Origin of the sequence: Halomonas sp. PA16-9, assembly GCF_009728585.1 — a bacterium.
Lineage (GTDB): Bacteria > Pseudomonadota > Gammaproteobacteria > Pseudomonadales > Halomonadaceae > Vreelandella > Vreelandella titanicae.
In genome coordinates this window covers 2054001-2072180 of sequence record NZ_CP040451.1, presented here as the reverse complement: position 1 = coordinate 2072180, position 18180 = coordinate 2054001, and the positions used below count along the sequence as shown (strand labels likewise).

19 protein-coding genes and 1 pseudogene are annotated in these 18180 nt (G+C 55.0%); 1 reads left to right on the top strand and 19 read right to left on the bottom strand.

Translation table 11 applies throughout. The annotated features are described in order from the left end of the window. Window positions 1-62 precede the first annotated feature (62 nt). The 19 genes and pseudogenes from FDY98_RS09530 to FDY98_RS09445 form a co-directional block, all read right to left on the bottom strand. Complete coding sequence (locus tag FDY98_RS09530; RefSeq protein ID WP_217920567.1) at window positions 63-2249, bottom strand: putative bifunctional diguanylate cyclase/phosphodiesterase; 2187 nt, start codon at window positions 2247-2249, stop codon at window positions 63-65. A 109-nt stretch (window positions 2250-2358) separates the two neighbouring features. Next, window positions 2359-2796: a hypothetical protein gene (locus tag FDY98_RS09525; RefSeq protein ID WP_022523865.1), complete on the bottom strand. Its 438-nt coding sequence runs from the start codon at window positions 2794-2796 to the stop codon at window positions 2359-2361. Window positions 2797-2881: 85 nt separating this feature from the next. Then, a complete protein-coding gene (locus FDY98_RS27610) occupies window positions 2882-3415 on the bottom strand; it encodes a hypothetical protein (protein ID WP_340146448.1) in 534 nt (177 codons plus the stop codon). Continuing rightward, entirely contained in the window at window positions 3376-4002 is a 627-nt protein-coding gene (locus tag FDY98_RS27605; protein ID WP_340146447.1) for a hypothetical protein, read from the bottom strand. Before FDY98_RS27605 ends, FDY98_RS27610 begins: the two co-directional genes overlap by 40 nt. Window positions 4003-4195: 193 nt before the next feature. Next, on the bottom strand, window positions 4196-6406 hold the full coding sequence (locus tag FDY98_RS09515) for an ATP-dependent helicase (RefSeq protein WP_009286421.1): 2211 nt from the start codon (window positions 6404-6406) through the stop codon (window positions 4196-4198). Next, entirely contained in the window at window positions 6403-6975 is a 573-nt protein-coding gene (locus tag FDY98_RS09510) for a DUF1285 domain-containing protein (RefSeq protein WP_027959114.1), read from the bottom strand. Before FDY98_RS09510 ends, FDY98_RS09515 begins: the two co-directional genes overlap by 4 nt. A gap of 39 nt (window positions 6976-7014) precedes the next feature. Beyond that, window positions 7015-7845, bottom strand: a complete 831-nt coding sequence (locus tag FDY98_RS09505; protein WP_009286419.1) for a TatD family hydrolase — start codon at window positions 7843-7845, stop codon at window positions 7015-7017. Between the two features lie 62 nt (window positions 7846-7907). Next, complete coding sequence (locus FDY98_RS09500) at window positions 7908-8243, bottom strand: PilZ domain-containing protein (RefSeq protein WP_022523869.1); 336 nt, start codon at window positions 8241-8243, stop codon at window positions 7908-7910. A gap of 52 nt (window positions 8244-8295) precedes the next feature. Then, the gene (locus FDY98_RS09495) at window positions 8296-9282 is read right to left on the bottom strand and encodes a DNA polymerase III subunit delta' (protein WP_027959113.1); all 987 of its coding nucleotides are present in this window, start codon (window positions 9280-9282) and stop codon (window positions 8296-8298) included. Continuing rightward, complete coding sequence (gene tmk / locus FDY98_RS09490) at window positions 9273-9926, bottom strand: dTMP kinase (protein WP_022523871.1); 654 nt, start codon at window positions 9924-9926, stop codon at window positions 9273-9275. The genes FDY98_RS09495 and tmk overlap by 10 nt, the downstream gene beginning before the upstream one ends. A gap of 48 nt (window positions 9927-9974) precedes the next feature. After that, window positions 9975-10982 carry an endolytic transglycosylase MltG gene (gene mltG / locus FDY98_RS09485; protein ID WP_022523872.1) on the bottom strand — a complete coding sequence of 336 codons (1008 nt, stop codon included), beginning with the start codon at window positions 10980-10982 and terminating at the stop codon, window positions 9975-9977. Window positions 10983-11025: 43 nt separating this feature from the next. Further along, a complete protein-coding gene (pabC, locus tag FDY98_RS09480; protein ID WP_009286416.1) occupies window positions 11026-11838 on the bottom strand; it encodes an aminodeoxychorismate lyase in 813 nt (270 codons plus the stop codon). Between the two features lie 6 nt (window positions 11839-11844). Further along, window positions 11845-13080: a beta-ketoacyl-ACP synthase II gene (fabF, locus tag FDY98_RS09475; protein WP_155705797.1), complete on the bottom strand. Its 1236-nt coding sequence runs from the start codon at window positions 13078-13080 to the stop codon at window positions 11845-11847. Window positions 13081-13272: 192 nt separating this feature from the next. Continuing rightward, on the bottom strand, window positions 13273-13506 hold the full coding sequence (gene acpP, locus FDY98_RS09470) for an acyl carrier protein (protein ID WP_008956801.1): 234 nt from the start codon (window positions 13504-13506) through the stop codon (window positions 13273-13275). Window positions 13507-13630: 124 nt separating this feature from the next. Beyond that, window positions 13631-14374: a 3-oxoacyl-ACP reductase FabG gene (fabG, locus tag FDY98_RS09465; RefSeq protein ID WP_009286414.1), complete on the bottom strand. Its 744-nt coding sequence runs from the start codon at window positions 14372-14374 to the stop codon at window positions 13631-13633. Window positions 14375-14432: 58 nt separating this feature from the next. Beyond that, window positions 14433-15392: an ACP S-malonyltransferase gene (gene fabD / locus FDY98_RS09460; RefSeq protein ID WP_027959111.1), complete on the bottom strand. Its 960-nt coding sequence runs from the start codon at window positions 15390-15392 to the stop codon at window positions 14433-14435. Window positions 15393-15505: 113 nt separating this feature from the next. Beyond that, the gene (plsX, locus tag FDY98_RS09455; protein ID WP_009286412.1) at window positions 15506-16555 is read right to left on the bottom strand and encodes a phosphate acyltransferase PlsX; all 1050 of its coding nucleotides are present in this window, start codon (window positions 16553-16555) and stop codon (window positions 15506-15508) included. 43 nt (window positions 16556-16598) lie between these two features. Beyond that, window positions 16599-16769, bottom strand: a complete 171-nt coding sequence (gene rpmF, locus FDY98_RS09450) for a 50S ribosomal protein L32 (protein ID WP_007114757.1) — start codon at window positions 16767-16769, stop codon at window positions 16599-16601. Window positions 16770-16804: 35 nt separating this feature from the next. After that, window positions 16805-17334: pseudogene (locus tag FDY98_RS09445) on the bottom strand (YceD family protein). Between the two features lie 200 nt (window positions 17335-17534). Here FDY98_RS09445 and FDY98_RS09440 point away from each other — a divergent pair. Further along, the gene (locus FDY98_RS09440) at window positions 17535-18176 is read left to right on the top strand and encodes a Maf family protein (protein ID WP_162471386.1); all 642 of its coding nucleotides are present in this window, start codon (window positions 17535-17537) and stop codon (window positions 18174-18176) included. The last annotated feature ends 4 nt before the right edge of the window (window positions 18177-18180 follow it).

Sequence of the window (18180 nt, the reverse complement as noted above, 5' to 3'; positions counted from 1 at the left end):
CTAAAACCTGTGCACTGCTTGCCCTACATTGGCTGTAAAAGGGTAAGCGGTGTCTGTCTGGGCTATTTCTCCCTTTGACAGCTCTCCTCTGCTGATAACGGTCTATTACTATAAAAGCCGTGAAAAGGGAGACTGGAGTGGCTGCCTATGAAATGGGACTGCTCATGAGAAGCGACCCCTTTCGCGAACACCTGCATCCCTAGACGTTTACCCAACTCAATGACCGATGACGATAACTGCTGGTCGCGACGAGTGCCTGATAAGCGCTTAACCAAAGAAGAACTTACTTTTAACGTATCGACAGGCAAAGCGTTTAAGTCAGATAAAGAAGAATACCCTGTACCAAAATCGTCAATGACTATCTTAACCCCGAGTTTTTTAATCTCGGCAAAGAGACTCGCCGTACGCTGAACATCCTGCAGCAGCATGCTCTCTGTCATTTCCAACTCAAGTAGCCAGGGATCCATTCCAGTAGTGGCTAATGCCTCCTTGATACTCTCCACAAAGCTGTTGTCGTAAAATTGGCGTGCAGAAATCTTGACCGCCATCGTTAATGCGGGAAACCCTTCTTGTTGCCACAGCATGTTTTGCCTACAGGCATTTTCGAGCACCCATTGAGCGATAGGCATGGCCAAACCGCTCTCTTCAGCCAGGGGCATGAATTGGGCGGGTTCCAGCAATCCAAGCGTTGGATGCTGCCAACGAAGCAATGCCTCCATGCCAAGCGTGCTACCTACTTCGACGTCATGCTTTGACTGGAAGAACAACCTAAACTCATGACTCACAAGCGCACGATGCAGGCCAGACTCCAAGGTTAAACGCACATCCATCTCCGCACTTAATTCATCGGTATAGAACTGGACAGTGTTTTTGCCCAGCAGCTTCGCCTGATACATCGCCATATCAGCGCTTTTCATTAATGTTTGCTCGTCAAGCCCGTCAAACGGATACAGCGAGACACCAATACTTACCGAGACATGGCACTCCTGGCCCGCTAGCATAAAGGGCTCTCTGATGGCTGAAAGAATTTTTTGGGCGATGGGCTCAATCTGGTCTCGTCGACTAACCTTACTCAAAAGGATGACAAATTCATCGCCCCCTAACCGAGCGACGACATCACTTTCACGCACCGAAGTGGTCAGTCGACTTGCTGCTTCTTGCAGGAGATGGTCTCCGGCATCGTGACCCAAGGTGTCATTGATTAACTTAAAGCGGTCAAGATCCAAGAAAAGCAGCGCGAAGGATTCACTATGGCGACCGCCAAGCTTCACGGCCTGAGTAATCAAGTGGCTCAAAAAGGCTCGATTAGGCAAATCGGTTAGCGTGTCATGGAAAGCTAAGTGTTCGACCTGCTGAGCATGTGATACACGCTCTTCCATTACCCGCCGCCGCGCCCACTGAAGTTGCCAGCTCAAACGACCGAGTATAGCCAGAATGATGAGTAGCAGGCCGCTAGTCCAACCGGCCCGCTGCCAATAGTTTCGCGCAAGCTGGTGAGCTGCGGCCAACTGCTCCTGGGCAGAGAGCCCTACCACGATCGAGAGTGGAAAATCATACAGCTCGCGCACCAGTGTGTAACGCTCAACCCCTTGCCAGTGGGTCATAAAGGGCGCACTAACAGCATCCAGTGTGCTACTTTTCCAGGCTCCTATATCCATTAACTCGCCTGAATGGATCACATCTCCAGAACGCCTGACCCGTACGATGCCATCCGCACCGACGAGTGCCAGCATGCCCTGCTGGCCCAAAGATCGAACTTCATAACTGCTCACAAAGTAATTGGCATCAATAGCGATGATGACCCAGCCTGAGCCTCCCCCTTGCGCAGATTCTTGCTCAGGCCTTAATGGCCGAGTAAAGGTAATCTGGTTAGCATCCTTTTCTCCCACGGCTAAGTAATCATCGTCCAGCATTGCTTGCGCAGGAGGCGTTAGGCGCTGCCCAAGCAGCCCAGGATCAGTGGTCTCAACAACCATGCCCTGCGAATCAACAATACTGATGGTAAAAAGCAGTGCGGGAGGCAGCAGCCGCTGCTCATTTAACACACTGAGCACGCTCGAGTGATTGCTGCTATTGGCGGTAAAACGTACTAACTTCAGTGTCGTGTCAATTTCCCTGAGGGCCCTTACAACCCTTGCTTCGTAGGTGTCGGTGATTTCACCCACGGACAGCTCTGCCTGACGCTCAATGGACATACGCTCTTTATTGACTAAAAAATAAGTACTTCCCCATATAACCAATAACATCATAAAAGCCACGATGCTGAAGAGTACCAGTGGCTCTACAAGATGATGTGACCATCGATGAATAAAGGCTCTGGATGAGCTGACCCGGCTCGGGCCTCTTGGATCATTGAGACTACTCAATTGTCACCACTCTCAAACGCTCATCAAGAAAGGAAGGGTCTATATAGCCCAGTGCTTTTGCATCACTGACTAATCGCTCTACCACTGCGCGACTATTAGCCAGCGCTTGGGGCGGCTGCCCTCGCCCGGTAAATATCTGCCTGGCCCAGTGTGCCTTGATCTGCGCAGGGGTTTGCCCCGTGTAGCGGGTGTAGAACTCACTTCTCGCTGCCGTACCTTCAGTCAGATCCAAGGGCACCACCTGTGCTCCGTTAACTATTAGCGTGCGGCGCCCTAAATAAACATCCCTTAAATCGCTGCTGGTAAGGCGAGTAAAAGGCGCCTCGGCTGATACCACCACCAATACTTCGGCTGAAGCAGGATGATAAGTCATGCTCAACATCGCCCCCAATAAGAGGCTGATTCCGGATCCAGTTAGACGTTTAAGCATGGCCACTCTCCTTAAAACACAAAGTCGAGCGAAAGGCTGAACAGGTTAATACGTCCACCTGGGGTAAACTCGGGCTGTTGATTAATCAGCCCCCTGATGTCCCTGAGCGCATATCGATGTGATCATATTGGGCCGTAAGAGCCATACCCGGTCTGAAATCCCAGCGTGCACCAACCGTTATGCTTTCTTGCTGTATTCCGCTGGATAGTAGCTCATTCAACATCCCGTTAAGGAGCTGGGCACCTTCTGCAAAGGGCGATGGATACAGGGCAGCATTTAGCCCAGGCTCTGACGTATTGCTGGTGACTTTTGCTCGCGCCACACCTACATACGGTGTCCACTCGGCGACACGGTAACCTAACGTCATGTAGGCTCCTTCGCTCTCCCCTAACAGAGAAGGCGACGAAGAGCGTGCCCACTCGCCCATAACAAACCATGACCCAGGGTCATAACCTAACCCTAAACTCAGCAGGCTCGTACGCTTACCATCAACTTCGTAGCGGCTAGCAAGCTGTTCACCGGGTAGACCAAAGAGGCGGTAAACATCGAAAAATTGTGAGAGTTCATCTGCGCTTACTTTCAGTTCGCCGTAGCTGGCGAACAGGGTGGCATCCCCCAATGAGTACGGTGAGAAACGCCCCAGGAATCGCTGGCGTCGATACTACCCGTTGAGTAATCAACGCTGCCACCACCAAAATTCAACTGCAATTCATTGGTAGTCTCCCCTACTGGGTATCGATAGCGCATATCAACACCGTCAAAATTAGCCACCGGCATTAGACGATAAACTTCTTGCGGAGGCCGCACCCATGGAGTGGCGTAATTAACTTTACGATGTTCAGAAGCCATGAATGAGCTCTGCACCATACGCCCAACGCGGAAACTAAGATTAGGGGTAATGTCGTATTGAACATTCGCCCATTCAATCTCAGGTGCGTAAGAGCCGTCATACCGCTTCTCGCTGACTACTTGAACAACCGAGGACAGTTTAGGCGTGAGATGCAGCGTAGCTTGAAGCCCTAAGCGGCTATCAACTTCTGCGCTCCAATCATGGCTGTATCCAGCACCTTGTGAAGCAAAAGGGTCATTAATGAAGTCAGCATTTTGCTCGTCAGAGTGAACGACCCCCAGCGTGCCAAAACCATTGAATTCAAGATTAGGTAGGGAGTTATCAGCAAGCAAGGCGCCGCTTTGGGTAACGATCAAAATGGCGCAAAGCCAAGTGACTTGCCTTACCATGCTCGTTCCCTATTTCATTAGTTATATACTATGAGCTGCTGAGTATTAACTCGGTAGAAGTGTGGGTATTAAATCGGCAGGGCGATGCTAAGTCAAACAGCTCTAAAGCTTAATTTGAGTTCAAATGTGAAAGAGTGTGTACTATTAGAAAATCAATGACTTACCCAGCAAGCGTTGAGCCATTTTCGAGTAGCTCAATGGGTGCGCGGCGGGCAATGAGTCGCCTTCGCCCTGCCTGATCAAAACGCACATCAATGACCGGGTCGCTGGCGCTTCCCTCCACCGCCGCCACTTCGCCTACGCCAAATACCGCGTGATGAAGCCGTTGACCAGGGTAGAAATTCGCCTCTGCTGAATAACCTGCTTTGACCTCATCAACCTGTGCCGGCGCAAGCGCAATATCGTCTCGCCCCAGCCGCATCAGATAGCGTTCAACCAGGCCCACCGATGTCACTTGCAGGGTCGCCGCGGGCGCACTGGTACTGGCCAAGCAGGAGGCAACCCGCATGCTATCCTGCCAGGCGCTTTCGGCAATAAAGCGACTCGGCCGGTGCACGCCCCCATCATGAAGCACTAATAGCTGCTCCTGGGCGCGGGTAATTGCCACGTAGAAGAGCCGCCGCTCCTCCTCAAGCCGCTCATCGCTGAGCGGGTTATCGCGGCTATAGTGAGGAAAGTCTTCTTCGTTAACACCGACTACCGCTACCAGTGGCCACTCCAGCCCTTTGGCCCCGTGCACAGTGCTAATCAGCACACCACCCGCCTGATTTTCTACCGGGCGCTCAAGAAGTTCGATAAAGGCATCCGGGTCTTGCACGCTTTGCGCTTGTTCGATCAGCACGTCAAGTAAGCGCACATCCTCTTCGCCTTTATCCCGCCGCGCTGCCGCACGCTTAAGCGTTTTTTCAGCATCAATGCTTTCCACCACATGGCGTAGCAACTTCGCGGGTGGCCATGCACTCAGCTGTGGCAACTCACAAAGCAGCAGCCAGCGCTTTTTCAGCGTGCGCCTCTGGATCGGCTTTAACGCCGTTAACATGGCGTCATGCCGCTCGGGCCACTGCTGAGTAGTCGCCAGTTGGTGCGCCAAGCGCTGAAGCCGCTCACGGGCAACGAAGGGGGTCGGCTGTGAAAGCAGCAGTAACAGTTGCTGCGGGTCGCGAAGAAGATCTGGACGACGCGACAGCTTTAAATAGCCCGCCAAGGCCTGCACCAGCGGCAGACGAAACACAAAACGATCCTCGCGCTGAAGCCGAAATGGAATCCCTGCTTGTAGCAGCGCCAGTTGAAACGGCACCGAAAGCGCCCAACTCCGTACCAGCAAACTAGCTTCGTTAAACGCTCGTCCCTGGGCCTGCCAGTCCATCAACGCATCAAGTAGCAAACGGCTCCCCTGCCCGACTGAGACGCGGGTCTCCGGGTTATTAGCCGCTGCAAGGCATAGCTGATTAGGACGCCGCTGGTTAGCGGCAATGGCATGGTTAGCAGCCAGCGCCAACGCATGACCGTGCCGGAAGGTGGTTGATAGTGGGTAATCGGTCGCTTCGCCAAAGGTGGCGGCGAAATTTTCCAGCATGGTGTCGGGCTTGGCACCGCGCCACTCGTAAATACACTGGTTGGCATCGCCAACTGCCATTACCTCGGCACGAGTGCCCACCAACACAGATAAAAGTCGCTGCTGTGCGGCGTTAATATCCTGATACTCATCAATAATGACATGGTCGAGGAACCCTTCGACGCGACCACGTAAAGCACTATCTGCTTCTAGCGCCAACAGCGGACGATAAAGCAGATCGGCATAAGTCATCACGCCTTCCGCTTCCAATAGCCTCTCTGCTTCGGCAAACGCCGCTGGGAAATAGTCGGTGTCTGGATCAAAATTCAGCCGCTCATAGAGCGCCTCTGGGGTGATCATTTCTGCTTTAACCAAGCCGCAAAAGTGGGCTAAGGTTTCTAGCCGATCCCCTTCCAGAGCAGCATCTCGGCGCTCAACGGCATCACGCAGTACATTAATACTTGCCTGACGAAGCAGCCTCTCTAATTGCCAATCGGCGGATAATAGCTGGCGCGGCGCTAGCGCCCCCCAGCGGCATAAGCTTTGAGTCAAGCGGTGCCCCAGGGAGTGGAAGGTGCGGACATCGGGCAATGCCTGCCCGGCAGGTGCCATTGCGGCTAAACGACGCTGAAAATCATCCTTTGCTGAGCGGTTAAACATCAGCACTAAAATACGTTTTGGCGGTACACCGCTGGCCAATAGATGCAGCACCCGAGCGGCCATGGTGGTGGTTTTGCCTGCCCCGGCCACCGCTGCCACGCGCGCATGCCCGGCCTGATGATTAACAACAGCTTGCTGTTCAGCAGTTAACTTCACGGCGCCTCGCCAAGTAATTCATCATCCACCTGACCCAGCGCAAACCACTGACCGGCACTCGTTAGCCCCAGTTCACTCTTGCCACCGGCCACATCACGGCTTTCAGCCGCCTCAACCAACTGGTAATAGACATTGCGGTGCAAGCGGGCAGCTAGCCCAAAACGCACTGGCAGCTGTGGCACCGCCTCACCTTGGGGGGTTGAGGTGACGGTGAGCGGATGCTCGGCATCTAAGCGAACAACGTCGTCAAACTGGGTGGTAAACCACCAGGCACCGTCACGGAAGTCAGCCTCTACCGCCACCAATGGCAGGTCTTCGACCTTTATTCGCCAGCGCTCTACCGGCGTAACCAGGCAGTAACCCTCGTCATCCAGGCGCAGCAGCGTTGCCAATAGGCGTGCCACCTTGGGTCGGGCAAACGGCTGACCTTCGTGCGACCAGCGACCATCGGCGTGAATGATGATGTTCATATCGCCAGAGAGCGCAGGCTGCCACTCATCGAGTGGAGGAATAGCGCCAGTGCGCCCTTCATCTCCATTACCTTGCTGCAGCAATCGATCAATATTCATCTCACCCACCTCGCTTGAGCGTATTCAAGGCACTTCAGGCTATAGAAGCCCTGAGTGGGCCAACGCCTCTTTAACGTGTTCCGGGGCATCGGGAGCGGCGGCACGAAAAAGCTGATAAAAGTTAGCGGTCGTCTGCATGGCCACTTCATCGACACTGATACCTCGCTCCTTGGCGATGCACTCAGCTACTTGCACCACCCACGCGGGCTCATTGGGCTTGCCGCGATGAGGAACGGGTGCTAGATAAGGGCTATCGGTCTCAATCAGCAGGCGATCCAGCGGCAGTTGACGGGCAAGTTCACGCAGCGGAGCGGCGTTTCGAAAAGTAATAATGCCAGACAGCGAGATATAAAAACCCAGCCGCACCGCTTCACGGGCCATCGCCAAGTCTTCAGTAAAACAGTGTAATACACCGCCCACTCGCGGGTCGCTATATTCACGTAGCAAGGCCAAGGTTTCCTCTTTGGCTTCGCGGGTATGAATAATCACCGGCAGTTCTAACTCACGCGCGGCGATTAAGTGACGCTTGAAGCGCTCGTGCTGAATCTCGATAGGTACGCTGTCGCGATAGTGGTAATCCAGGCCAGTTTCGCCGATTGCCACCGCACCATACTGCTCAGCGGTGTCTTTTATATCGGCAACGCTGGGTTCATTCTCACTGTGGTGCAGGGGGTGCAAACCAGCGGAAATCGCCACATCGTGATGTTCGCGTGAAATGGCCGCAAGCTGCGGCATGTCTTCTAGGGTAACCGCTACAGCAAGAAATTGGCTGACATGGGCAGCGCGGGCGGCGGCCAAAGTGGCGGCAATATCGCCCCCATGGGTCTGGTCGGATAAACGATCTAAGTGACAGTGTGAATCAACAAACATACGGTTCTCAACAAATAGGTCAAAACAGGTAGGCCATAACGACTGGATCAGAAAAATGGCATTCAGAGCGTGAACGATGGAGCTGCTTTATCTAATTGACCGGCAAGCAGCGCCTCAATGCGGTCACGCACGGGATAGTCCTGCTGGCTGAAGTGAAGGCCAATGCCTGGCATACGGCGGCCACTCACCCCCTCTGGAGATACCCACACCACCTGGCCGGTAATTGAAAGGCGCTCGCTTTCACCCGGCAGCGTAAGCAGCAAAAACACTTGCTGGCCAAGTGCGTAAGGGGTTTGAGTAGGTACAAAAATCCCCCCGCGATCCAGAAAAGGCATATACGCGGAAAGCAGTGTCGGAACATCCGGAACGGTAAGAGAGAGCGCTTTCTGAGCTGCCATGACGACCTCGCTGCACTGTTTTGAACAGCCGTGGGGGATTGAATAAACACCACTATGAACGCAGCAGCGCCGCCCAGCGCACCAGCCATGCTTCAAGCACTAGCTGAGGATTGGGGTTTGCCCCCACCGCCAACAACCGTCGCTGCTCGCGGGCATAATCGAGCAGGCGAAACCAATCCTGAACACGACCATTTTTCACCGCCTGGCGGTAGAGCGGTTCTAAATCAGGGTTATGCAACACCGCCGCCTCCCCAGACAAACCTAGACGAATCAGGTCTTCCAGCCAGGCGATACCGTACCACAAGATGGCATCAATCGCCTGGCGATCCAGACGGGCCGCCTCTGAAACGGGCTCGGCCCCGCGCACCAGCTGTTCGAAACTGTCGTGAATTTGATGGCGTAAAGCGCGCTCTTCGGGCGCTGCCAGCTCCACGGCGAGCAGTGGTAGCCCACCCGCTACCTGCCACCAGAAGTAGGCTTCGTCAGTGCTGCCCAATTGCTCAATCAACCAACCACGACACGCCTCAAAGGCAACGCTGGGTAGTGACCACTGCTGACAGCGCGAACGGATCGTCGCCAGCACCCGCGACGGCACGTCGGAAAGCAGAATAAACAGGGTTTTGTCACCGGGCTCTTCAAGGCTTTTGAGCAGCGCATTGGCGGCGGCAACGTTCATTGCCTCGGCGGGGGAAACCACAATCACTCGATAACCGCCCTGCTGAGCCGTTTGCGACACAAAGCGATTAACCTCGCGGATAGGGTCAATGCGGATTTGGCGCTTTCCCTCTTCTGGTGAAACCCGCAGCAGATCCGGGTGATAGCCCGATTCCAGCATCGAGCAGCTATGGCAATGGCCACAGGCTTGATCAGCGGGCGAGGCGCATAGCGTTCGGGCAATTAACGCCTCCGCTAACTGCTGCTTACCCACGCCGTGGGCGCCGTGAATTAACAACGCGTGGGGCATCCGTCCACCATCAGCCAAGCGGGTCAAATGCTGCCAGGTGGCTTGGTGCCACGGCATTACGCCGGTTAACGCCATGCCGCGACCTTTGTTAATAGGACTTGTCGGATTTGGCTTTGTACCTTATCCAGTGTGTATTGTGCATCGATCACCGCAAAGCGCTCGGGCGCTTCTTCCGCTCGTGCCAAATAGCCATCCCGCACAGCCTGGAAAAAGTCAGCCTGCTCCTGTTCAAAACGATCAAGCTGCTCATGGCGATCACGCAGGCGCGACTCTAAGCGTTGTCTTGCAGCCTCTTTGGGCATATCGAGCAGTAGGGTTAAATCGGGAGAGAGCCCCTGCTGAACAAAATTCTCCAGCACGGCGATACGCTCCTTGGGAATGCCCCGCCCCCCGCCCTGATAGGCAAAGGTGGCATCGGTAAAGCGATCACACACTACCCACGCCCCTCTTGCCAAGGCGGGGAGTATTTTTTCCGCCAAGTGCTGCGCTCGCGCGGCGAACATTAGCAGCAGCTCAGCGTCGACATGTAGCGGCTCTTGGGGGACAGGATCCAGTAACAGTGCGCGAATAGCTTCACCACGAACGGTGCCGCCCGGCTCGCGGGTACGCACCACTTCCAACCCCTGGGCCTCCAAACACTCGGCCACAAAGCCCACATTGGTGGATTTACCCACACCTTCGCCGCCTTCCAGCGTAATGAAGCGTCCACGCTTACTCATCATGCTCCCTTACAGTGGTCATCAATCATGGGTGATGTGTCATGGCGATTAGCGATTGCGGATATAGCGATTAACGGCATTGTTATGCTCCCGCAGCGTACGCGAGAAATGGTGCGTGCCATCGCCACGGGAAACGAAATAGAGCGTTTCGCCAGGCAGTGGATTCACCGCTGCCTCCAAGGAGGCACGCCCAGGCATGGCAATCGGCGTGGGCGGTATGCCGTCAATGACGTAAGTGTTATAGGGCGTGGCCTCGCGAATATCGGCGCGGGTAATTCGCCCTTCATAACGCTCCCCCATACCGTAAATAATCGTCGGGTCGGTTTGCAGGCGCATGCCCTGCTCCATGCGGCGCTTGAACACACCGGCAATTTCGCGCCGCTCCTCGGGCGCACCGGTTTCCCGCTCGATCAAGGAGGCCATAATCAGCGCTTCGTAGGGGGAGTCAATGGTTAGGTCGTCCGCGCGCTCCTCCCACACCTCTTCCAAAATGCGCTCCATCCGCTCCAATGACTGGCGCAGGATATCGACATCGCTCATACCCAGATGATAGCGATAGGTATCGGGAAAGAACCAGCCCTCGGGAAAGGTGCCTTCTCGATCGAGTAACGTCATCACCTCTGCATCGCTCAACTCCGCCGTGCGGTGGTCGAGTTTCGGCGCCGCATTGAGTAATTCGCGCATCTGCCGAAAAGACCACCCCTCAGGAATGGTCAGCGAGTAGGTAACCACCTTATTGCTACCCAGCAGTGCCATCATTTCCAGACCGCTCATATTCGGCAATAGCTGATACTCGCCGGTACGCAGTTGCGGCACGCGTTCCGGCTCGACCCGCGCTAGCAAGCGAAACGCCCAAGCATCCTCCAGCACGCCCTGCTCTTCCAATTGCGCCACGACCTGATTAAAGCCCGCACCAGAGGGCACTTGGTAAAGCATTGGCTCATCGAGCGCTAGCGGTGCCTCTAATCGGCTCTGCCAATAGAAATAACCGCCTGCTGCACTTGCAGCCCCAACCACTACTAACACCAATAAAGCGGTTAATAACCGTTTCACCATGACACCTCTAAAAAATTGCAGAGCGATATCTAAACACTGGCGTTTAAACAACGCCCAATAGCTGATGTGCCAAACGCTGGAACGGGTCAGGCTGACTCAGAGGCCAGCGCTGCAGCAGTGAACCATCCGCGGCAAGCAAGGTGGTAACAGGCCATACACCCTGAACAGAGTTGGCCACCCATAGCCGCTCGACATCAGCAAGTTGATGAAGCGTCAGCGACGCCTGAGCGACGGCACCGTGTTCAAGCAATGCAGCACGCAACGTGCCAGCCACACCGCACTGGTCAAGGAGAGGCGTTAACACTTTTCCCGCCTGCTGCCAAAAAACATTCATGCTGGTGGCTTCTACCACAAGGCCTTCACTGTCGGCGAGCAATCCTTCGGCAATAGTGGCATCGCCCCACTCTTGGCGGGCCAGTACGTTTTCCAGTCGATTTAGGTGCTTGATACCTGCCAACCGAGGCTGACGGGCCAGCCGCAAATCGCAAAGCCGCACTGTCACGCCTTCCTGCCAGCGCTTAACCGACGGTTGAAACGGCGTTCGACGACTGAGCAGCCGCGGCGTGATCTGATCGGGCTGGGCATAGCCACGCCCGCCACTGCCTCGGGTCAGTATCAGCTTAAGCACTTCGAACTCAGCAGTGGGATCGCCTTGCCAAGTGGCGTCAAGGGCCTCCTGGCAAGGTAACGGTAGCCCCAGGCGATGACAACCTTGTGCCAGACGCTCCCTGTGATAGCGCCATAGCACCGGCTTTCCCGTACGTAATAGCACCGTTTCAAACAGACCATCACCATACGCCAGCCCACGATCATCAAACGGCACAGATTGATCATCACATAACGTAGGCGTCAGCATCGCTAACTACACCTTCTTAAATAGCAGCGAGCCGTTGGTACCACCAAAACCGAAGGAATTTGAAAGCGCCATATCAATGCGCATATCCCTCGCAGTATGCGGCACATAGTCCAGATTGCAGCCTTCCTGCGGGTTATCCAGATTAATCGTGGGCGGCGCGACCTGATCACGAATAGCCAGAATACTAAACACCGCCTCTACCGCACCGGCGGCGCCCAACAGGTGGCCAATCATCGATTTGGTGGAGCTCACTGCCACGCTGCTTGCAGCGCCACCCAAGACGTTCTCAATGGCACGACTTTCGGCCAGATCGCCTGCCGCAGTGGAGGTACCATGGGCGTTGATGTAGTGAACCGAAGAAACGTCAACCTGGGCATCTTTAATCGCATTGCGCATGGAGAGCGCTGCGCCACGTCCATCTTCCGGCGGTGAAGTCATGTGATAAGCATCATCGCTCATACCAAAGCCCACCAGCTCGGCGTAGATATTGGCACCCCGCGCCTTGGCGTGCTCATACTCCTCAAGCACCAGCACACCGGCACCATCGGATAACACGAAACCATCACGGTCGGTATCCCAAGGGCGGCTTGCCGCTTGTGGATCGTCATTACGCGTAGAGAGCGCGCGAGCCGCAGAAAAACCACCCAGGCCCAGCGGCGTGGTGGCCATTTCAGCCCCACAGATCATCACGTCCGCATCGCCATAGGCGATGGTGCGTGCGCTATAACCAATATTATGAGTACCGGTGGTGCAGGCAGTCGTAATGGCAATGTTCGGGCCTCTGAAGCCGTGCTGAATCGCCATATTGCCCGAAATCATATTGATGATAGAGCCCGGCACGAAGAATGGCGATATCTTGCGAGCGCCACCTTTGTTGAGTGCGTTGTGGTTATGCTCAATCATGGGTAGGCCACCAATGCCTGAGCCGATAGCCACACCGATGCGATCGGCATTCTCTTCGGTGCACTCAATCCCCGAATCTTCTACCGCTTGGGCGCCCGCCGCCATTCCGTACTGAATAAACAGATCCATCTTGCGGGCATCTTTAGGATTCAGATACGGGCTAATATCAAAGTTTTTGATCGACCCACCAAAACGAGTGTTAAAACCGCTGGTGTCGAAATGCTCAATAGGCGTAATACCGCTTTTACCGGCCACAATGTTGGCCCACGACTCATCAACGCTATTACCCACTGGGGTCACCAGGCCTAACCCAGTTACCACTACCCTTTTCCGTGCCATCAGCTTTCCTCCAGGCATCCATGGTGACGCGACCCACTTGGGTCATTTGCTGCTTAAATTTGGTCAACAGTATAACGGAGATTGAACGTTATAAGCATTGTGGCAGCAAAGCAAAAAAGCCGTCCTGGAAAAGGACGGCTTTTAAGGCGGGTGGCTAGCACCCCACCCTGGTTCGATGCATCGACGCAGCCCTTACTGGTGGGCGTTCACGTAATCGATGGCTTCTTGAACCGTGGTGATCTTCTCAGCTTCTTCATCGGGAATTTCAGTATCGAATTCCTCTTCCAAAGCCATGACCAGCTCAACGGTGTCGAGCGAATCAGCACCCAAGTCTTCTGTAAAAGAAGAGCTGTTTTGGATGTCTTCTTCTTTAACGTTCAGGCGCTCTGCTACAACTTTCTTAACGCGCTCTTCAATAGTACTCATTAACGTACTCCAGTCGTTCACATTAGCCGTTTTTGATAACCAGCTATTTGGAAACCGCAAGCCAAAAGCTGCGGGGTAGTTTATAGACGCCCTTGGGTAGACGCAACCGCCAAGCCCAAGGCCATCAACGCATATTCATGCCGCCATTCACGTGAAGCGTCTCGCCAGTGATATAACCGGCTGCATCACTGGTCAAAAAACCCACTGCTGCGGCGATCTCTTCCGGCGCCCCTAAACGGGCCAGCGGAATTTGCTTAAGCAGCATTTCGTGCTGTGCTTCAGGTAGCGCTTCGGTCATATCAGTCGCAATAAAGCCCGGTGCCACTGCGTTAACCGTAATCGCACGAGAGGAGACCTCACGCGCTAGCGCGCGGCTAAAACCTTCCATACCGGCCTTAGCTGCAGCATAGTTAGTTTGGCCCAGGTTGCCCATGGTTGCCACTACAGAACTAATCGACACAATACGCCCAAACCGCGCCTTGGTCATACCCCGTAAACACGCCTTGCTAACGCGATAGACAGATTTCAGATTGGTATCCATGACGGAATCCCACTCATCTTCTTTCATGCGCATCAGCAGATTATCACGCGTGATACCCGCGTTGTTGACCAAAATAGTCGGCGCACCAAAGCGCTCAGTAATCGTTTTCAATACGCTATCGATACTGGCCTGGTCGGTCACGTTAAGACATAGACCTGCCCCTTCAATGCCGTGCTCTTTCAAATCGGCATCAATTTTTTCAGCGCCAGACTCACTGGTCGCGGTGCCAATGACGATACGGCCCTGGCGACCTAGCTCGCGAGCAATGGCCTGACCAATACCACGACTCGCCCCTGTTACCAGGGCAACTCTACTCTCTTGTGTCATAACGTTCTGCCTCTAACCGTGTAATCAAGCAAGGATAGTGGATTGCAATCTCTCTTGGTCACGCCTTATCAGCCAAGGTTTCACGCGCCAGCTCAAGCGCAGCTTCCAAACTATCAGGATCATTCACCGCCAATCCCTTGCTACCCTTCACGATACGCTTATTGAGGCCAGTCAACACCTTTCCTGGCCCGCACTCAATGAACACCTCCACGCCTTGATCCGCCATGGATTCAACACAGGCGCTCCAACGCACCGGCTGATAGAGCTGCTCGACTAGCCGCGTGCTCAATGTCGCGGTATCGGCATGGGCCTGGGCATCGACGTTTTGGATGACACTGTAGCGCGGCGCCCGCAGCTCGATAGTTTGTATCGCCTCTGCCAGGCGCTCGGCCGCAGGGCGCATCAATGCACAGTGCGAAGGCACGGAAACCGGCAATGCCATGGCACGCCTGGCACCGGCCTCCTGGCAAGCAACAATAGCTCGCTCAACGGCTACTTTAGAGCCCGCTATCACCACTTGCCCTGGGGAATTGTAGTTGACCGCTGAAACAACGTCGCCCTGGGCAGCCTTTTCACAGGCGGCTTCAACCGCATCGTCTGCCAAGCCCAGGATCGCCGCCATGCCGCCTTCGCCAGCAGGCACTGCCGCCTGCATGGCTTCTCCGCGCAGACGTACCAAGTTGACGCCTTCGGCAAAGCTCATGACGCCTGCGCACACCATAGCGCTGTATTCGCCTAGGCTATGGCCCGCCATCACTGTCGGCCGCGGCCCTTCCAGTTCTTGCCACACACGCCAAATGGCGACGCTGGCAGAAAGCAGCGCAGGCTGGGTGCAAGCGGTTGCATTAAGCGACTCTTCGGGACCTTCTTGGACGACTTTCCACAAATCGTAGCCCAAAGCATCCGACGCTTCCTCAAATGTCGTTCCCACCACACTATAGCGCTCGGCAAGCTCTCGCAGCATTCCAAGCTGCTGAGAGCCTTGCCCGGGAAAAATGAGGGCAAGGGGTTGAGACATGTCGTTCACCTTTGCTCTTGTAGGCATTTGCTCATATGAGCGATAGGCGAGGTTATTGGCACATCCTGATGCCACCTATAAACCCGCAAAAAAGTTAAATCGTTATTATCTGATCATGGCTGGCCTGTGCCATCGTTTTCACTTGATGGCGCTTGCCAGCGGCCTGCGATCCGCGCAGGTAAGTTATGTTCTACTTCCTGCAGGGCGCGATGAATAGCGTAGTAAAACCCATCGGCATGAGTACTGCCGTGACTTTTCACTACGATACCGCGCAACCCCAATAAACTGGCCCCGTTGTAGCGCACGGGATCAAGCTCTTGCTTTAAGCGCTTTAACACAGGCTTGGCCAGTAGGCTTGCCAAACGACCACTTAGGCGCGACTCAAACGCCATCTGCACGCGTTCAACCAACATACTCGTCAAACCTTCGCTCGCCTTGAGGACAGCGTTGCCCACAAAGCCATCACACACCACCACATCAAGCTGGCCTTTAAACAGGTCGCCACCCTCAGCATAGCCTTGATAGTCGAAAGCACTACCACTGGCATACTCGCGCAGCAGACGATCAGCCTCACGTACGCTCACACTCCCCTTGGTGGCTTCAGCGCCAACGTTGAGTAGCGCCACGCGCGGCACCGCAGTGCCATCGATACACTGCGCCATCGCCGCCCCCATCAGTGCAAAATCGACCAGTCGATGGGCAGGGGAATCCACGTTGGCGCCTAAGTCCAGCAAATAGCAGCGGCGCCCTTGGCGGGCTGGGATCGCGGTACTGATTGCCGGACGGGAAATCCCCTCGACCATCCCCAGTTCGCGCCTTGCCAAGGCAACAAGCGCTGCCGTATTGCCTGCGCTGACACCAGCCACAGCTTCACCCTGGGCGACACACTGCAGCATGTGCGCCATGCTCGTTGCCTCGCCTCTGCGCAACGCCCAGGCCGCTGTTGACCCCGGCATTACGCTATCGGGCGAATCACGCGCCACCAAACGTGACGTTGCCGCAGCCAGAGGCTGCGGCAAGCGCGAAAGCTCAGCAATAATCTGCTGACGCGGGCCAAACAGAACCAGCTCAAGACCGGGGTGTTCTAACACCGCCCTTGCGGAGCCTGCGATAATCGCATGAGGGCCTTGGTCACCCCCCATCACATCAATCGCTAAGCGCATACCGCACTGAGTCCGTTTAGCCGCTTAGTAATGCAATTGAGGCTTATACCTCAACCACTTTACGACCACGGTAGAAACCGTCTGGAGAAACGTGGTGACGCAGGTGAGTCGTACCGGTTTCTTTGTCCTGAGACAGAGTCGGAGCGGTCAGCGCATCGTGGCTGCGACGCATGCCGCGCTTGGAACGAGTTTTACGGTTCTGTTGAACTGCCATGGGGTTTACTCCAAGGTATTTAAGGTAAAGGGTGCTTATTTTTTGCCTTTCAAGACATTCAGCACCGCGAAAGGGTTCGTCGCTGGCGCTGTATCTGACGCCGCGCCTTCTGTTTTGCTGACCAGCTGCTCCGCCGAGACATGACATTCGGCTTCATCGTGATAGACCACCTGGGCAGGCTGAGAATCAATTCATCCTCAACTACCGTCAGAAGATCCAGCTGTTCCTTTTCCACCAGCACCGGTTCATGACTAGCAGGCAACTCGGCCGCCAAGGCTTCATCAGTGACCATTCCAAGCAGAAAGTCACTACTCACCTCTTGAGGCAGCGGCACTAGGCAGCGTCGGCAGGCAAGCGCCAACGTCGCTTGCAAGTGGCCACGAATTTCACGACGGCCTTGAGCATCGACACCAAACTCAAGCACGACATGACAGTCGCCGGTTTGGTCACCCGCTTCTTCGGCAAGACGTGGCAGCTTATGCAGCGCTACCAGGCCTTCGATTCGTTCGTGGCGGGCTGCGAGCTTATAAGGCTCCACCCGACTGGGGAGTTGTGAGGTCAACATAGGCGCGCAATGATAGGCACCCCCTGCTGGTGTCAAAGCTGTCGGTGTATTTCTTCATCGCTTCCTCAATAAATAACCAACATAGACCTCAATAAACAGCCGACATGGGCACAATTCGCAGCTTTCGCTACACTCTACTGCTTTGCCGTCCCACTAGCGCAACCACATTAGCCAGGAGTTATACTGTGACCTCACCCGCCATGACCGAGCCATCAAGCACTCAGTCATCAACTGCGCAGTCCTTAAGTACAGAAAATACAGAGCTAGTGCTTGCCTCAAGCTCACGCTGGCGGCGTGAGCTGCTGGATCGCCTACAACTCCCCTACCGGTGCCATTCACCGGATATTGATGAAACGCCGCATAATGGCGAAACACCACACGCACTGGTACATCGCCTAGCACTTAGCAAAGCCAACGCCGTGTCGGCTCACTTCCCCCACCACTGCATTATAGGCTCCGACCAGGTGGCGGTATTTGAAGGCGATATTCTTGGCAAACCACATACCACAGAAAAGGCCTGCGCTAACCTTGCCCGCTTTTCTGGCCAGCGCGTCACCTTCCTGACCGGTTTAGCGCTACTGGATACTCGCCACCAACGCCATCAAGTCCATGTCGAGCCCTTCGAGGTCGTGTTTCGCACTCTTAGCACGCAAGAGATTGAAAACTATGTGACCAAAGAGCAGCCCCTAGATAGCGCTGGCAGCTTTCGTATGGAAGGCCTTGGCATTGCGCTGTTTGAAAGACTGGAAGGCCGTGACCCCAGCGCCCTGATTGGGCTACCGCTGATCGCGCTCTGCGATATGTTGCGCCAAGCGGGCCTGGATCCGCTTGGCGCGCCCTAGGGCC

Bases quoted from the DNA above. Each gene is read 5' to 3' on its own strand.
- FDY98_RS09530 (WP_217920567.1), bottom strand. From the start codon at position 2,249: ATGATGTTATTGGTTATATGGGGAAGTACTTATTTTTTAGTCAATAAA.
- FDY98_RS09525 (WP_022523865.1), bottom strand. From the start codon at position 2,796: ATGCTTAAACGTCTAACTGGATCCGGAATCAGCCTCTTATTGGGGGCG.
- FDY98_RS09510 (WP_027959114.1), bottom strand. From the start codon at position 6,975: ATGAATATTGATCGATTGCTGCAGCAAGGTAATGGAGATGAAGGGCGC.
- FDY98_RS09505 (WP_009286419.1), bottom strand. From the start codon at position 7,845: ATGTTTGTTGATTCACACTGTCACTTAGATCGTTTATCCGACCAGACC.
- FDY98_RS09500 (WP_022523869.1), bottom strand. From the start codon at position 8,243: ATGGCAGCTCAGAAAGCGCTCTCTCTTACCGTTCCGGATGTTCCGACA.
- FDY98_RS09495 (WP_027959113.1), bottom strand. From the start codon at position 9,282: ATGGCGTTAACCGGCGTAATGCCGTGGCACCAAGCCACCTGGCAGCAT.
- tmk (WP_022523871.1), bottom strand. From the start codon at position 9,926: ATGAGTAAGCGTGGACGCTTCATTACGCTGGAAGGCGGCGAAGGTGTG.
- mltG (WP_022523872.1), bottom strand. From the start codon at position 10,982: ATGGTGAAACGGTTATTAACCGCTTTATTGGTGTTAGTAGTGGTTGGG.
- pabC (WP_009286416.1), bottom strand. From the start codon at position 11,838: ATGCTGACGCCTACGTTATGTGATGATCAATCTGTGCCGTTTGATGAT.
- fabF (WP_155705797.1), bottom strand. From the start codon at position 13,080: ATGGCACGGAAAAGGGTAGTGGTAACTGGGTTAGGCCTGGTGACCCCA.
- acpP (WP_008956801.1), bottom strand. From the start codon at position 13,506: ATGAGTACTATTGAAGAGCGCGTTAAGAAAGTTGTAGCAGAGCGCCTG.
- fabG (WP_009286414.1), bottom strand. From the start codon at position 14,374: ATGACACAAGAGAGTAGAGTTGCCCTGGTAACAGGGGCGAGTCGTGGT.
- fabD (WP_027959111.1), bottom strand. From the start codon at position 15,392: ATGTCTCAACCCCTTGCCCTCATTTTTCCCGGGCAAGGCTCTCAGCAG.
- plsX (WP_009286412.1), bottom strand. From the start codon at position 16,555: ATGCGCTTAGCGATTGATGTGATGGGGGGTGACCAAGGCCCTCATGCG.
- rpmF (WP_007114757.1), bottom strand. From the start codon at position 16,769: ATGGCAGTTCAACAGAACCGTAAAACTCGTTCCAAGCGCGGCATGCGT.
- FDY98_RS09440 (WP_162471386.1), top strand. From the start codon at position 17,535: ATGACCGAGCCATCAAGCACTCAGTCATCAACTGCGCAGTCCTTAAGT.